10 protein-coding genes are annotated in these 15900 nt (G+C 71.2%); 2 read left to right on the forward strand and 8 right to left on the reverse strand.

The window, feature by feature from the left end; translation table 11 throughout:
* Positions 1-184: 184 nt before the first annotated feature.
* Positions 185-2269 carry a beta-galactosidase gene (locus JQX11_RS13305; protein WP_204925269.1) on the reverse strand — a complete coding sequence of 695 codons (2085 nt, stop codon included), beginning with the start codon at positions 2267-2269 and terminating at the stop codon, positions 185-187.
* Positions 2270-2448: 179 nt separating this feature from the next.
* Complete coding sequence (locus JQX11_RS13310; RefSeq protein ID WP_204925270.1) at positions 2449-3978, reverse strand: cellulase family glycosylhydrolase; 1530 nt, start codon at positions 3976-3978, stop codon at positions 2449-2451.
* Positions 3979-4151: 173 nt separating this feature from the next.
* On the opposite strand from JQX11_RS13310, the gene JQX11_RS13315 reads away from it, so the two are divergent.
* Together JQX11_RS13315 and JQX11_RS13320 are read left to right on the forward strand one after the other, a co-directional pair.
* Complete coding sequence (locus tag JQX11_RS13315) at positions 4152-5405, forward strand: ROK family protein (RefSeq protein ID WP_204925271.1); 1254 nt, start codon at positions 4152-4154, stop codon at positions 5403-5405.
* A gap of 122 nt (positions 5406-5527) precedes the next feature.
* Positions 5528-7990 carry a glycoside hydrolase family 2 protein gene (locus tag JQX11_RS13320; RefSeq protein WP_204925272.1) on the forward strand — a complete coding sequence of 821 codons (2463 nt, stop codon included), beginning with the start codon at positions 5528-5530 and terminating at the stop codon, positions 7988-7990.
* Positions 7991-8066: 76 nt separating this feature from the next.
* On the opposite strand, the gene JQX11_RS13325 is transcribed toward JQX11_RS13320, so the two are convergent.
* Genes JQX11_RS13325 through JQX11_RS13350 form a run of 6 tightly spaced genes read right to left on the reverse strand, consistent with a single transcriptional unit; the run spans position 8067 to position 15887 of the window.
* A complete protein-coding gene (locus tag JQX11_RS13325; protein WP_204925273.1) occupies positions 8067-9050 on the reverse strand; it encodes a carbohydrate kinase family protein in 984 nt (327 codons plus the stop codon).
* Entirely contained in the window at positions 9047-10360 is a 1314-nt protein-coding gene (locus JQX11_RS13330; RefSeq protein WP_204925274.1) for an AGE family epimerase/isomerase, read from the reverse strand. The genes JQX11_RS13325 and JQX11_RS13330 overlap by 4 nt, the downstream gene beginning before the upstream one ends.
* Positions 10357-12948, reverse strand: coding sequence for a glycoside hydrolase family 2 protein (locus JQX11_RS13335; RefSeq protein WP_204925275.1), 2592 nt, complete (start codon positions 12946-12948; stop codon positions 10357-10359). Before JQX11_RS13335 ends, JQX11_RS13330 begins: the two co-directional genes overlap by 4 nt.
* Positions 12949-13003: 55 nt before the next feature.
* A complete protein-coding gene (locus JQX11_RS13340; protein ID WP_204925276.1) occupies positions 13004-13915 on the reverse strand; it encodes an ABC transporter ATP-binding protein in 912 nt (303 codons plus the stop codon).
* Positions 13912-14835, reverse strand: a complete 924-nt coding sequence (locus JQX11_RS13345; protein WP_204925277.1) for an ABC transporter ATP-binding protein — start codon at positions 14833-14835, stop codon at positions 13912-13914. Before JQX11_RS13345 ends, JQX11_RS13340 begins: the two co-directional genes overlap by 4 nt.
* A complete protein-coding gene (locus tag JQX11_RS13350; protein WP_204925278.1) occupies positions 14832-15887 on the reverse strand; it encodes an ABC transporter permease in 1056 nt (351 codons plus the stop codon). The genes JQX11_RS13345 and JQX11_RS13350 overlap by 4 nt, the downstream gene beginning before the upstream one ends.
* Positions 15888-15900 lie beyond the last annotated feature (13 nt).

Genomic DNA, 15900 nt, shown 5'->3' on the forward strand with positions numbered 1-15900 from the left:
GGCCCCGGCGGCATCCGCGGCGCTCCCGGCAGCCAGCCGGCCGCCGCCCACGGCCGGCACCGCCACCGGGTGACCCACCCGCCTCGTCGGCCGGTCCGTCCCACCCACGGCACCGGTGGCCACGGAATCGCCCCGGGTCTGGTGTCCCCCACCAGACCCGGGGCGATCCGGTCCGCAGGACCGGTCAGTTCTCGACGAGGACGCGCACGTCCCACGGTCCCAGCGGCAGTTCGTCGCCCGGGGCGTACGAGGTGGCGTCGAGCACGTCGGTGACCGCGACCGGGACCCGGACATCCACCGGGGTGAACGACCAGTTGTGCAGGAAGCGCAACCGCTGCCCGGTGCGGGCGGTCGCTCCCGTGCTGGTCACGGAGTCGGGCACGGCGTACCACTGGTCCGACCGCTCGACGAGCAGCCAGCGCATGATGCCCCGGGCAAGGTCGACGTTGGGCAGCGCCCCGACGCACGTGACCCGTCCGCGTCCGGCCACCCTGGTGGTGACGGCCGCCCACTGCCCGAAGTGCGGGTGGTCGTACCCGGCCAGCACGGTGGCGTCCTCGGCGATCAGCGCGTCCAGCCAGCGGGTCGCGGCGGGCCGCCCCAGCAGGGTGAGTCCGGCGTCCCGCGCGGTCACCGGCACCTCGTCCAGCAGGTTGGCGGACTCCTCGTACCACGCTCCGGCGGCGTCGGCCAGGCGTCCGGGCTGCACGTCGACACGGGCCCGTGTCTCGCCGTCGCTGTAGCCGGTGCGCGGACCGACCACCAGGTGCCCGCCTGCGTGCGCGTACGCCTTCAGCCAGTCCAGGGTGGCGTCCTCGGCGACGTAGAGTCCGGGCACCACAAGCACCGGGTGACCCTCGACGGCCTGCTCGACGGGCTGCGCCACGAGCTGGCTGACGTGGACGATGCGGGTCTGCAGCCGGGCGTCGAACGCCCCGCGGTGGAAGGCGTCGAAGAACGCGTGGTAGGAGTCGGTGTCGCCGCTGCCGTCCTGCCGGGCCAGCGGCGGGTGTTCCTGCATCAGCCACCGGGTGGGCAGGGAGTGCAGCAGGGTGACGTCGGCGTCAGGGGTCAGCCCAGCGACGAGATCGCCGGCGATGCCGAGCTCCCGACCGATGCGGGCGATCTCCCGGTAGGCGCGTCCGGGCCGTCCGCTGTGCGGGATGATCCCGCCCCAGCTGGTCTCCGCGCCGGCGTGGATGGTGTGCCAGTGCCAGTATTCGATCATCTGCGCGCCGCGGCTGACGAGGGCCCAGGCGGCCTGCCGCCACTGCCCGTCGTATGCGGCGCGGCTGTGCGGGGCGATCCGGTGGTTGGCGTTGGTCTCGGTGACCAGGAAGGGTTCCTGGCGCGAGCTCCACATCCGGTCGGCGTGCTGGTGGATCGTCCAGGCCCCGTTGCCCACCCGGTCCGGCGGCGGCGTACGGGGGTCGGGGAGCGTCAACGCGTCCTGCGGCTCGTAGTAGGCGTTGCCCGCGGTCACGTCGAGCCGGGCGGCCAGCTCGTCGTCCTCGACGGCCGGCCGCCCATAGTCGATGCACGTGGTGACGAACTGTTCCGGGCTGGCGTATTCGCGCACGATGCCGGCCTGCCAGGCGATGAACTCCGTGGTCAGCCGCGCCTGGAAGCGCCGCCATGCCAGCGAGTACTGCGGATGGGTGTTGCCCTCCGGCCGCCACAGGTCGGCCCAGGTCGTCAGCCGGTTCGACCAGAAGACCAGACCCCACTCCCGGTTCAGGGCCTCGACGCTGCCGTACGTGCGGCGCAGGTCGTCGACGAATCGTTGGAAGACGCCGTGGTTGCGGAACAGCCACAGGCCGGGTTCGTTGTCGACCTGGAACCCGATGACGGCCGGATGGTCGGCGTACCGGGCGACGACCGCCCGGGTCACGCGCTCGGCGTGGAACAGGAAGGCGGCATGGGTGTAGTCCGCCTCCTGCCGGCCGCCCCACCCCATCCGTTCACCCGTGCGGAGCTCCCCGGCGATCTCGGGGTACCGGCGGGCCAGCCACGGGGGCACCGAGTACGTCGGGGTGCCGAGGACCACGCTGATCCCGCGTTCGTGGGCACCGTCGAGGACCGGCTGGAGCCAGTCGAGGTCGAACTGGCCGTCCTCCGGCTCCCACGTCGACCAGACCGACTCACCGACCCGGATGACGGTGAAACCGGCCGCGGCCATCAGGTCGAGGTCGGTCTTGAGCCGCTCGTACGGCTGGTACTCGTGGTAATAGGCCGCGCCGAACAGCACACGCGGTGGGAGGTCAGACATCGCCGATCCTCCCGGTCACCGCCGCCGACGGCCGTCGCACCTCGGACCCCGGACGTGTTGCCCCCGGCGTGTTCGGTGACGTCAGTCGAGATTTCCTGCGCATGCCATCCCCTCGGGATACGGGTGGGTGGGTCGTCGGCCGGCCAGCGCCGCGAGCGCGGGCCGGCCGACGAGATTGCTCAGAGATAGGGGCTCTGGGTCAGCAGGTGGGCCTTGAAGCCCTCGCCGATGCCGGGCTCCGGGGTGCCGGCCCAGTCCTTGATGAGCACGGCGCCGCCGGTGCAGCCCCACGGGTTCCAGGTCCAGGCCAGGTAGCTCAGGTCGTGCTCGTCGGCCCAGTTCACCAGTCGCTGCATGTAGTCGAAGCCGCAGTTGTCCTGGCCGAACTCCCCGATCACGATGGGCACCTGCTGCGCCAGCGGAGCGATCTGGCTGTCCCAGCAGGACTCGGTGGCGCAGGCGTTGAAGCTGTACGCGTGCCACGAGGCGGCCAGGTTGTTCAGCGGGTCGTTTGGCTTGTAGGTCAGCCACTCCCGCAGGTCGTTGGTCCATTCCAGACCGCTGATCATGAGCAGGTTGGTGGCACCGGTGGCGCGGACCGCGTCGACGAGGTCCTGCATGCCCGCCACCTCGTACGGCAGGCCGGCGCAGCTGCCGCCGTCACGTAGACACTGCCAGCCCAGGGTCTTGTTCCAATCGGCGGGCATGTCCGGGTAGGGCTCGTTGAACAGATCGAAGACGACCGCGTCGTTGCCCTTGAACGCGTTGGCGACGCCCGTCCAGAACTGCGGGGCGTACCGCGCGTCCGGCATCGGCTTCTGGCAGGTGGCATGCTCGTCCTTGCAGTGCCACTCCGGGCTGTTGGGGTAGGCCCCCCAGGTCCAGTGCAGGTCGAGGATGACGTTGATGCCGTTGGCGACGAGCCGGTTCACGTAGTCCTTGACGCCCTGCTGGTAGGTGACGCCGCTGGGCGAGCCGTTGACGCCGAGCCAGCATTCTTCGTTCAGCGCAACGCGCACGGCGTGGATGTTCCAGGTCTTCATCGCATCGATCGAGGCCTGGTCGACCGGTCCGGAATCCCAGAGGCCCTTACCCTGCACGCAGCCGAACTCCCCGCCGGACCGGCTCACGCCCAGCAGCCGGTACGGCTTTCCGGCCGTGGTGACGATCTTGTTCCCGGACACCCGCAGCCCCGGTGCCGACCCACTGGTCGGCGGAGGGGTGGTCGGCGGAGGGGTGGTCGGCGGAGGGGTGGTCGGCGGAGGGGTGGTCGGCGGAGGGGTCGGTGTGGTCACCGACCCGGTGCACCTGGTGCCGTTGAGCGTGAACGATGCGGGCACCGGATTCGCGCCGCTCCACGAGCCGCCGAACCCGATCGAGGTCGAGGCACCAGTGCCCAGTGCGCCGTTCCAGCTCATGCTGGCGGCCGTCACCCGGGTGCCGACCTGGGTCCAGGTGGCACTCCAGCCCTGGGTGACCTTCTGGCCTGCACCGGGGAAGTCGAAGGCCAGCTTCCAGCTCGACACCGCGTCGCCGAGATTGGTGACGGCGACGTTGGCGGTGAATCCGCCCGGCCACTGGCTCTGCACCGTGTAGGTGACTGCGCAACCGGTGGCGGCCGCCGCAGCGGAGGGCGTGGACGTTGCCATGCCGCCCAGCATCAGCACACCGGCGGTGCCGGTGGCCAGCAGTGCATGTCGATGTTTCATCTGATCTCCTCGTGCTGGTGAGAGATCGATGGGAGCGCTTCGGGCCATCCTTTATTAGCTTGGTTACGAAAGTCAATACATGTCAGGACCGGTGCGAATGCGGAGACAGGGCGGCGACCAACGAGGTGCTGAGTGAAGTAGCCTGGCGGGCCGGGTGGAAACTGGGAGGGACCGTGGCGAGCAGCCCGATCTGGGCCAGCCGACCGAAGACGCGCGGCCTGGTGCTGGACGTCATCAGGTCGGCGCGCAGCATCAGCCGGGTGGAACTCGCGGCGGCGACGGGTCTGACGGGCGCGACGATCTCCGAGGTCGTGCGTGAGCTGATCGGCGACGACCTCGTGGTCGAGGCTGGTCGGGGTGCGCCGACGGGTGGCAAGCCACGCACCATGGTGCAGCTCAATCCGCTGGCCCGCTACAGCGTCGGGGTGCAGCTGGAGCGCAACACGTGCGTGATCGTGGTCATCGACCTGGCGGGTCGACAGGTGGCCCGGACGTCGTTCCAGGGCGTGGCGACGATGCCACCGGAGCGGGCGCTGCCACTGGTGGCGGCGCAGGTCGACGCGTTGCTGGCCACGGCGGCTGTCGACCGCGACCGGGTGCTCGGGGTCGGCCTGGTCAGCTACGGACCACAGGATCGACGCGCGGGTGTGCTGTTGACGCCGCAACCGACCGAAGAGTGGCTCGACCACCCGGTCGCGCTGCGGCTGGCGGAGGCTCTCGGGTTGCCCGTCCTGCTCGACAACGACGCGGCGGCGGCGGCGATCGGTGAGTACTGGATGGGTACGGTCGACCCGCGAAGCACCTACGGCTGCATCTACATGGCCACCGGCATCGGCGGTGGCGTGGTGGTCGCCGGCGAGGTCTATCGGGGAAGTTCGTCGAACAGCGTGGAGATCGGCCACATCTCGATCGACGTCAACGGTGACGAGTGCCCGTGCGGCAACGTCGGTTGCCTGGAGAACTACGCGGGCCCGTCGGCCCTGGTCCGGCAGGCCCTGGCGACACCCGGGCTCGGCCGCCGGCTGGCGCTGGACCCGACCGCCACCGACGTCCTCACCGAGTTCGCGCGGATCGCGGCGGCGGCGAACACCGGCGACGCCGGCGCGCGAGGGCTCGTCGAGCAGTCGGCCCGCTACCTCGGTCACGCGGCCGTCACCATGGCGTGCCTGTTCGACCTGGAGGCGATCGTCCTGGCCGGGCCGAGCTTCGCCGTGGCCGGTTCGATCTACCAGACGATGATCCAGCAGGAGGTGGACCGCCGTCTGTTCGCACGGCGCGCGCACCAGGTACGGATCGTGCCGTCGGTCAACGGGTCGGACGCGGCGGCGATCGGCGGCGCGGTGCTCGTCCTGCGGAGCGAGCTGACTCTCGGTCATCCCCATCCGCAGGACAGGGCACGCGCCGCCGGATCGGACGAGGCCGGGTAGCTGGGTCCGGATACCGCCGTCCGCTGAAGCCCGCGCGCACATGACGCATTGACTTACTTCGTTTGCCTACGTAAGGATGCTCCTCGGGCCTGACCCCTGCCGCCGACAAGGAGGAGGACCCGATGACGCGCACGACCCTGCACGAGGGCTGGCGGCTACGCGCCGACGGAGGCCCCGCGCCGGACGTCCTCGCGGGACGGGACATCCCCGCACAGGTGCCGGGCAGCACCCACCTCGACCTGATGGCCGCCGGGCTCATCCCCGACCCTTACCTGGACAGCAACGAGGCGTCCCTGACCTGGATGCACCGCGTCGACTGGCAGTACACGACGGCTTTCCAGACGTCCGCGCCCGGCGTGGACGAGCGGGTGGAGCTGGTCTTCGACGGCATCGACACGATCGCCACGATCGCCCTCAACGGCGTCGTGCTCGGCCGGACCGCCAACATGCACCGCGGCTACCGGTTCGACGTCCGCGACTGCCTGCGGGAGGGCCACAACGAGCTGACCGTGACGTTGGCAGCGGCGCTCACCTACGCCGAACAGGCAGAGAGCCAGCTCGGTTGGCGGCAGCGCGCCTACCCGCACCCGTACAACGCGATCCGCAAGATGGCCTGCTCCTTCGGCTGGGACTGGGGACCGGACCTGCAGACCGCCGGCATCTGGAAGCCGGTACGGCTGGAACGCTGGGACACCGCCCGGCTGGCCCAGGTGCGGCCGCTGGTCACCGTCGACCCCGACGGCACCGGTCGCGTCGACGTACACCTGGACGTGGAGCGCGCCGCGGACCGCTACTACACCGCGGTGGTGACCGTAGACGGCCGCGAGGAACGGACGGCTGTCTCCGGCAACGCCGCCCACGTCACCGTCCTCGTGCCGGACGCCCGGCTGTGGTGGCCGGTCGGCTACGGTGAGCAGCCGCTCTACGAGTTGACCGTCACGCTCCTGGCCGACGCCGAGCCGGTGGACACCGACCGACGTCGGATCGGCTTCCGCACCGTCACCGTGGACACCGAGCCCGACGGGACCGGCACGCCGTTCGTGTTCGTCGTCAACGGCACCCGGGTCTTCGCCAAGGGCGCCAACTGGATCCCGGACGACCACCTCCTCACCCGGGTCACCCCCGAACGGCTCGCCCGCCGGATCGACCAGGCCGTCGGGGCGAACATGAACATGCTGCGGATCTGGGGTGGCGGCATCTACGAGACCGACGACTTCTATGCCGCCTGCGACGAACGGGGCGTGCTGGTGTGGCAGGACTTCCCCTTCGCGTGTGCCTTCTATGCCGAGGAGGAGCCCCTGCGGAGCGAGGTCGAAGCCGAGGCGCGGGAGAACATCACCCGGTTGGTCGCCCGCCCGTCGCTGGTGCTGTGGAACGGCAACAACGAGAACCTGCCCGCCTACACCGACTGGGAGGGCTGGCAGGAGGCCCTCGACGGACGCAGTTGGGGGCTCGGCTACTACACCGAACTGCTGCCGGCGCTCGTCACCGCACTGGACCCCACCCGCCCGTACGCGCCCGGCAGCCCGTACAGCCCCGGCGATCTCCCGCCCAACGACGCCCTCTACGGCACCCGCCACGAGTGGGACGTCTGGAACATGCTCGACTACACCCACTACCGCGATCACATCCCGCGGTTCTGCGCGGAGTTCGGCTTCCAGGGCCCACCCACCTGGGCGACCCTCACCCGCTGGATCCGTGACCGACCACTGACACCCACCTCACCCGCGTTTCTGCTGCATCAGAAGGCCGGCGACGGCAACGGCAAGCTGGACCGCGGCCTCGCACCCCACCTGCCGGTGCCGGACGACTTCGAGCAGTGGCACTGGGCGACACAGCTCAACCAGGCACGGGCGGTGGCGTTCGGCGTCGAGCACTTCCGCTCCTGGTGGCCCTACACCGCCGGGGCCCTCGTCTGGCAACTCAACGACTGCTGGCCGGTCACCTCCTGGGCCGCCGTGGACAGCGACGAACGACCCAAGCCCCTCTACTACGCGCTCAAGCACGCCTTCGCGCCACGGCTACTGACCGTGCAACCCCGCCACGGAAGGCCCACCCTGGTCGCGGTCAACGATCACGACCAGCCGTGGACGGGTACGGTCCGCGCCGCGCGGCAGACCCTCACCGGCGACATGCTGGCGACCGTCGAGATGCCGCTCGATGTCGCGCCCCGGTCTGTCGCCCTGCTCGACCTGACCGACGACCTGCTCACCCCGGTCGATCCGAGAAGCGAGGTGCTGACCGTCGCCGCCGGTGGCATCCGCGTCCACCACCAGTTCGCCGAGGACCGCGACCTCGCCTACGACTCGACCCCCTTCACGGCCGAGGTCACGCCCGTGACCGGCGGCTACCAGGTGGAGGTGCGGGCCACGTCGTACGTCCGCGACCTCGCCCTGCTCGCCGACAAGGTGGCCCCCGACGCGGTCGTGGACGACATGCTCGTCTCACTGCTCGCGGGCGAGACCCACACCTTCACCGTGCGAACCGCGGCGTCCCTGGCCGACTCGTCCGCTCTGCGGCATCCCCGCGTGCTGCGCTCCGCCAATGCGGCAGCCCGGGCCGAGGAGCGGCCCGACAAGGACTGACCGCGTCCCTCCTCCCCCGCCGGAACGGCTGCGGGCCTGCCGCTGAGCCCGCAGCCGTCGTGGTGACGCTGCCGCCTCAGCCGGTGGCCGCCCGCGCCACCGCGTCGAGCTCGGCCGACGTCGGTGGATCGGCACCCGGCCTGGAGACCGTGATCGCGGCAGCGCTCGCCGCCCGAGATCCCACCCGGCGCAAATCCTCCCTGCTGAGCGCGGCGAGCGCCCCGCGTGCGGTCGGCCCGTGCACCCCGACGCCGACGAGCGCGTCGACGAGCGCCCCCATGAAGGTGTCGCCGGCGCCGATCGTGTCGGCCACGGTCGCCGGCCTGCCCGGCACGGTGACGACGTCGTCGCCGCGCACGAACACGCTGCCGTCCGCGCCCCGGGTCACGACGACCAGGACCGGCCCCGACCCAGCCCAGGCACGAGCCACCTCCACCGGGTTGACGCCGGGGTGGTACCAGGCGAGGTCCTCGTCGGAGGCCTTGACGACGTCGCTGAGGCCCACCAACCGCTCCACGCGCGGCAGCACTCGCGCGACGTGCGGCGTGACCGCCGGGCGCGCATTGGGATCGAACGTCACCAGGGAGCGTCCGCGGGCCCCGTGCAGCGCGGCCTCGACCGTGTCGGCCCCCGGGTCGAGCACGGTGGCGATCGAGCCGGCGTGCAGGACCGCGATCCCGCCCGCCGCGGTGACGCCGGTGAGGAACTCGGGCGAGAGGTCCCAGGTGAGATCGAAGTCGTAGGTCGCCGACCCGTCGGCGGCGAGCCGGACGGCGGCAGCCGACGTCCGCCCGGTGGCCGGCGGCTGCGCCACGACGGTGACGTCCGACGCCTCGAGCCAGTCCCGCGCGGCGGTGCCGCGCGCGTCGTCGGCGAGGGTGGTGACGAGCACCGGCCCCCGGCCCAGCCGCCCGAGAGTCACCGCCACGTTCGCGGGACTGCCGCCGGGTAGCTCGCGAACGCCGAGAGCGGCACCGTCGCCGCGGCTGGCCGGCAGCACGTCGATCAGCGTCTCGCCGATCACCATCACCGCCCCCACCGACGGTCCGTGCCCGCTCATGCCGGCTGCCCTCGACCGTCGGTGCCCTTCGGCGACGAGACGAGCAGCCCCGCCCGAAGCGCCCGGGCGAGCGTGGGCGCGAGCGGCAGGCGCGGCAGCAACGTGGCCTGCAACGCGTGGTAGACGTCGGGTTTACCGGGCCACACGGTCGTGGCGGGAATATTGTGCGGGTCGAGCTCGTGCCACCACGAGCCGCCTGTGCGGTCGAGCAGATGATGCTCGGCGTAGTCCCACCAGGCGGCGTAGCTGTCGGCGAACCGCCGCTCGCCGGTGCGCCGGTGCAGTGCCGCGGCGGCGGCGATCGCCTCGGCCACCACCCAGTGCATCCGCTGGCGCACCAACGGCGTGCCGTCCCAGTCGGTGGTGTAGACGAACCCCTCCGCACCGTCCGCAGCCCAGCCGTCGTCGACGGCCCGGTCGAACAGCCGCACCGCTGCTGCGGCGAGGGCTTCGTCGGTGCCGATCGTGGCCTCGACGTTCAACAACAGCCGCGACCACTCCAGGCCGTGTCCGGGTGTGGCGCCGTACGGCTTGAAGGGGTCGTCCGGCTGGTTGCGGTTGAAGCCGAGAACCGGGGCCCAGTCCGGCCCGAAGTGTTCCGGCAGGCGTCCGTCGTGTGCGGTGGCGAGCTCGACGACGAATCGCGCCGCCCGCGCGGCCCGGTCCCGCCAGGCAGACGCTCCCCCGCCGACGCCGGGCGCGTCCGAAGCGTCGAGCACCTCGACGGCGTCGGCCACGGCGAGCAACGCCTCGACGGAGTGCATCGTGGCGTTGAGACCGCGGTAGTCGTCGGCCCTGGTGAAGCCGGCGTCCCAGGTGTCCACCGGGCGACCGGCGTCGTCGTCCCAGAACCACGTGAGATAGACGTCGGCGGCCTCGGCGAGCAGCGTGGCACCGCCGGGCCGGCCGGCGAGCGCCGCGGATGACGCAGCCAGCAGCACGAAGGCGTGGTTGTAGCAGGATTTACCGGCGGCGCGGTCAGGGGTGCCGTCCGGCGCGAGCGCGTGGAACCACCCACCGTGCTCGGCGTCGCGTAGCCGGCCGGTCAGAGCCTTGAGTGCGGCGTCGGCGACGGCGGCGCTGCCGGGCACGCCGAGCAGCACGCCGAGTGAGTACGCGTGCGTGGTGCGGGCGGTGATCCAGGTGAGCACGCCGTGGGTGGGATCCGGCCTGCCAGTGGTGTCCAGGTAGGCCGCGCCGCCGTCGGGCAGCGCGGAACGCGCGCCGAAGGCGATCAGCCGACGGCACTCGGCATCGAGCCACGCGTGGTGGGCGGGCAACTGCCCGGGGACAGCCGGGACAGCGGTCATGGAAAGGTCCTCTCTGCCGGGTCCAGGAGGGTGTTGGCACAGCGCACGGCTGCGGCGAAGGCGTCTGGATCACCTGCCGGCGACGTCACCTGGATGGTGACGGACCGACCGGCCCGAAGGTTCACCATGCCGTCGTTCACCGAGGCCAGGGGATTCACCACGTCGGCAGGGCAGAACACGTCACGGGCGTAGGAGGTGGCGGCCACGTGCAGCAGGCAACCGTCATCCGTGGGTACGGCCTCGACCCGCAGCGGCCGGGGGTCGAGGCGCTGGTCGACCACCTCGACGCCGTGCCGGAAGGCCGGTGCGAACCCTGCGGTGCCATCGTCCGACTCGGCCACGATCACCTCGGCGGCGGGATCCCCGAACGCGGCGACGTCGTCCGGAACCGTGACCGACACCGCGCCGCGCGCGGGCACCGACGCCTCGATCGTGGCCTTGGCCAGGAGCGTGCCGTCGAATGTCTCCCGCGTCACCGTGAAGGTGCCGCGGAACGCCTCGGCGGTGTCGTTGACGAGCACCAGCGCGAGAGTGTCCGGGTCCGGCTCGAGTCCTTCCCACGCGGCGGCCCACGCCTCGGCCGACGCGCGCGGCTGAAGTGTGGCCAGCCGCGGGGCGTACGCGGCCCGCAGGGCGTACCAGAGGGGCTTTCGGCGCTCGGCGAAGTCGACGGCGGCCCAGGACACCACCGGCCAGTTGTCGTTGAACTGCCACAGGATCGTCCCGGTGTTGTGGGGCGTCAGGGAGCGGAAGTGCTCGACGCCGAACCGGATGGCGTGCGCCTGGTTGAGCTGGGTGGTCCAGTGCCAGTCCTCGATGGTGACGGGGTCGGGCAGGTGGCCCTGCCATCCGCGCGCGAGCTTCGCGTTGCCGAGGTTGGCCTTCTGGTGCACCAGCATCTGCGGGCCGAACGGGTCCAGCGGCTCGTCGTGCACCACGGCGGCGAGCGTGGACCAGGCAGGCGGCGCCTGGAAGCCGAACTCCGCGACGAAACGCGGCTTGTACCGGGTGTAGCCGGTGTAGTCCGCCCGGTTCCACACGTCCCAGACGTGCATGGTGCCGTACCGCTCGTCGTTCGGGTGCCGGTAGTCGCCGAACGAGTACGGGCTCGCCGGTGAGTACGGGCGCGTCGGGTCGAGCTCGGCGAGCACGCGCGGCAGCAGGTGGCGGTAGTAGCGGTCGCCCCAGCCCCGACCGTCCAGGCGGCCGGGCCAACCCCAGTCCACCGAGCCCCAGGTGTTCTCGTTGTTGCCGTTCCACAGCACGAGGGACGGGTGCGGGCTGAGCCGCGCCACGTTCTCGCGGGCCTCGGCGTCGATCTCCGTCCGCATCGGTGCGTCCTCGCTGTATGCGGCGCAGGCGAAGGGGAAGTCCTGCCACATCAGCAGGCCGTGCTCGTCGGCGAGGTCGTACAGGTCGTCGGACTCGTAGATGCCGCCGCCCCACACGCGCAGCAGGTTGATGTTGGCCTGCAGCGCGTCGGCCACCCGGCGGGCGTACCGATCGCGGTCGATCAGGGTGAGGAACGCGTGATCCGGGATCCAGTTGGCGCCCCGCACGAGCACCCGCTCGCCATTGACCCGGAGCAGGAACGGAGCCCCGGCCTCGTCGGGCGTCGTGTCGAGTTCCACGGTACGGAAGCCGACCCGCCCGTACCAGGACGCGGCGTCACCTGCGGTCTTTGCCTCGACCTGCACGCCGTACAACGGCTGGTCGCCGTATCCGACGGGCCACCAGCGCCGCACGTCGCGCACCGTGACGAGGACGACGGCGGACGTCTCGTCAGCGGGCACGGTGCAGCCGGTGTGCAGCGTGCCGCCGTCGGGGTCGGTGACGGTGACGGTGAGCGAGACGTCCTGGTCGGCGTGTTTGCCGTCGCGCTCCACGTCCACGTGCACCCTCAGCAGGCCGTCGTCGCGCCGATCGGCACCGTCGGCGCCCCCGGTCGACACCACATCCACGAGCGGCCGCACCGAGGCGATGCGCACCCGGGACCACGAGTCGAGCCCGATCGGCTTCCAGATGCCGGCACCGGCGACGTCGATGCCCCAGTCCCAGCCGAACGAGCAGGCCATCTTGCGCAGCTGGTTGTAGTCGTGGTGGTTGACGCGCGGCAGGGCGCCGTCACGCTGGGCCCGCGCCGTCGCCTCGGGCACCGGAGCGGCGAACGTCACCGTGAGGGTGTTCTCCCCCTGGCGCAGTGCCCCACGCACGTCCCAGCGATAGGAGCGGTGCATGTTCTGCGTCCGCCCGACGACGTCGCCGTTAAGCTGGACGGTGGCCACCGTGTCCAGCCCGTGAGCCACCAGGTCGTGGCGTGTCGAGGCGTCGTCGGCCCAGGTGAACGTCGTCGAGAAGCGCCATGTCGTGTCACCGATCCACTGCTGCGCGGCCTCGTTGGCACCGTCGAACGGGTCGTCGATCAGGCCGGCACGCCGCAGGTCCAGGTGCGCCTCGCCGGGTACGACGGCGGGCACGCCGTCGGCGAGGGCTGCGGTGACGGCTTCGGGGGCGTCGTCGGGGAGCGCGGGGGCGGTGAGGGTCCAGCCGTGATCCAGGGCACGAAAAGTCAAGGGAAGGTGAGCCATGCGGTGTCCTCGGGTTCGAAAACGAATACGACAAGCTGGGGCGTGGCCCGCCGGGTCAGCCCGCGGGCATGCCGGCCGCCGTGACCGAGGGCACCCCGGCCTCCATCCACCGGCTGGTGCGGTGGTCGTAGCAGGCGCTGTTGTCGATCGCGTCGCGGTCGACCGTGACCGCGGCCGTGATCCGGTCGAGACGCTCGGGATCTGGTGCCGAACTCGCCAACAACTTGGTGTAGTCGTGGTGCGGGTCCAGGATCACCGCGTCGGACGGCCCGCGCTCCACGATCCGACCGCGGTAGAGCACGAGAATCTCGTCCGAGAAGTGCCGCGCGGTGGCCAGGTCGTGGGTGATGTACAGGACGGCGAGCCGGTCCTCCCGCTGCAGGCGGCCCATGAGGTTGAGCACCCCGAGGCGGATCGAGACGTCCAGCATGGACACCGGTTCGTCCGCGATGAGCACCTGCGCCCCCGGCGCCAGCGCACGGGCGATCGCGACGCGCTGCCGCTGGCCGCCGGAGAGCTCGTGCGGACGGCGCGGCGCGATGGTCTCGGCGGGTGTGAGGTTGACCCGTTCGAGCATCTCCAGCACGCGCGCGTGTGTTTCGGCGGCGGTGCGGGTGCGCTGGTGGATGCGCAGCGGACGGGCGATGTGGTGCTCGATCGAGTGGAAGGGGTTGAGGGAGGCGAACGGGTCCTGGAAGACCATCTGCACCTGCCGCCGGTACAGCGACCCGTGCACCGGGGTGCCGTCGTCGAGACGCACGTCAACTCTGCCGGACGTGGGCTTCTCCATGCGGGTGAGGATCTTGGCGATGGTCGACTTACCCGACCCCGACTCCCCCACCAGGGCGACGGTGCGCCCGGGGATCAGGTCGAAGCTGACGTGGTCGACGGCGCGCAGCCGGGTGCGACGTAGGCCCGTACGGAGTCCGTAATCCTTGACGAGGTCGGTCACGTGGACGAGGGTCATGCCCGCTCCTCGATGGTGCCGTCTGGGAGGGCGGTCTCGTCGACACCGGACCGGATGAACGCCCCGCGCGCTCCGGACAGGCTCGGGAACGAGCCGAGGAGCTTGCGCGTGTACGGATGCCGCGCGTGGCGGTACAACAGGTCGGCCGCACCGAGCTCGACGATCTCGCCCGCCAGCATGACGGCGATGCGATCGCTGATCTCCAGTAGCAGCGGCAGGTCGTGCGTGATGAAGATGACGGCGAAGTCCAGCTCGTCGCGGAGCCGCATGATCTCGCTCAGGATCTCGCGTTGGACGACGACGTCCAGAGCCGTGGTGGGTTCGTCCAGGATCATGACCTGTGGTTGGAGCAGCATCGCCATGGCGATCATGACTCGTTGGCGCATTCCCCCCGACAGCTCGTGCGGGTAGGAGCCCAACCGTCGGGGGTCCACCCCGACGCGTCGCAGCACCTCTTCGGATCGCTCGCGCACCTTCGCCCGGGACAGGCCGGGGCGGTGGGCCAGGAGGGTGTCGCGCAGTTGCGCCCGCACGGTGGTGACGGGGTTGAGGGCGTTCATCGCCCCCTGGAACACCATGGAGAGTTTCTCCCAGCGAAAGGCGCGCAGCTCGGCGTCGGTCAGTGCGAGCACGTCGACGTCGTCGCCGCCACCGTCGTGGAACGTCACGCGGCCGGAGGCGATCCGGGCGGGCGGCCGGTGCAGGCGGTTGATCGCGTACGCCAGGGTGGTCTTGCCGCAGCCGGACTCGCCGGCCAGGCCGAGGACCTCCCCCCGGTGCAGGGTCAGGCTCGCGTCCCGGACGGCCGTGACCGGGGTGTCCGCCTCGTACACGACTGTGAGATTCTCGACGGTCAGGACGGCGTCGGCCCTCGGCCGGCCGGGGGCGGGGATGTTGTCGTTCAGCAGCGTCGTGTTCATCGCGGGGGCGCCTCCGAGACTGTCGAACGGGTGGCCGGGGTGCCCGGGGCACCTGCGCCGCGTCGGGCCAGTTGCCGCTCCATACGCGCGGCCCGCCGCGCGCGCCTGCGGTACAGGCGGAGGTTCTTGAGCTTGGGGTTGATGGTCTCGTCGATCGAGAAGTTGACCAGGGACAGGCCCATGCCGAAGAGCGCGATGATCAGGCCCGGCGGCACGAACCACCACCAGGCGCCGAGCGACAGCGCGTACCCGTTCTGCGCGTAGAAGAGCATCGTGCCGAGCGTTGCGGAGTTCGAGGCGCCGAGGCCGATGAAGGCCAGACCGGCCTCGCCGAGGACCGCGGCGATGATCGCGAACACGAACTGGGACGCGAGGACGGGCAGGAGGTTCGGCAGGATCTCCACGGCGATGACCCGCCAGGGTTTCTCGCCGGCGACCTTCGACGCGGCGACGTAGTCGCGGTTTCGCACCGAGAGCGTCTGGGCGCGCAGCACCCGCGCCGATGCGGCCCAACTGGTCAGGGCGAGCACCACGACGATGGTCCACACGCCACGGCTCTCGCGCGGTACGAAGCCGGAGATCACGATGACCAGGGGCAGGCCGGGGATCACGAGGAAGACGTTCGACAGCAGGGAGAACGCTTCGTCGAGGATGCCGCCGCGGTAGGCGCCGTAGATGCCGAAGAACGCCGACAGGACGGTGGCGAGGATGCCGACGAGCACGCCGATCTGCAGTGAGCCGCGGGTGGCGTAGGCGAGTTGTGCGAGCACGTCCTGCCCGGTCTGGGTGGTGCCGAGCAGGAACTGCGCCGACGGCGGCGTGAGCCCCTGGTCCCGGATCTGCTTGGGGTCGCCCACGACGTAGACGGCGAGGACTCCGAAGAGCGTGATGCCGACGACCAGCGTGAGACCGATGGCCAGCCAGGGTGTCATGGAGGGCAGGAGCATGCGCCAGCCTGCCCGGGCGGGACGGCCCGCCGAGCCGGTCGGCTGGATCAGCGTGTCGGCGGCGTCAGCCACGGTCGGCGCGCTGGCGGGGGTGAGGTTCGTCATCGTGGTCTCCCCC

Origin of the sequence: Micromonospora humida, assembly GCF_016901255.1 — a bacterium.
GTDB classification, from domain to species: domain Bacteria; phylum Actinomycetota; class Actinomycetes; order Mycobacteriales; family Micromonosporaceae; genus Micromonospora; species Micromonospora wenchangensis.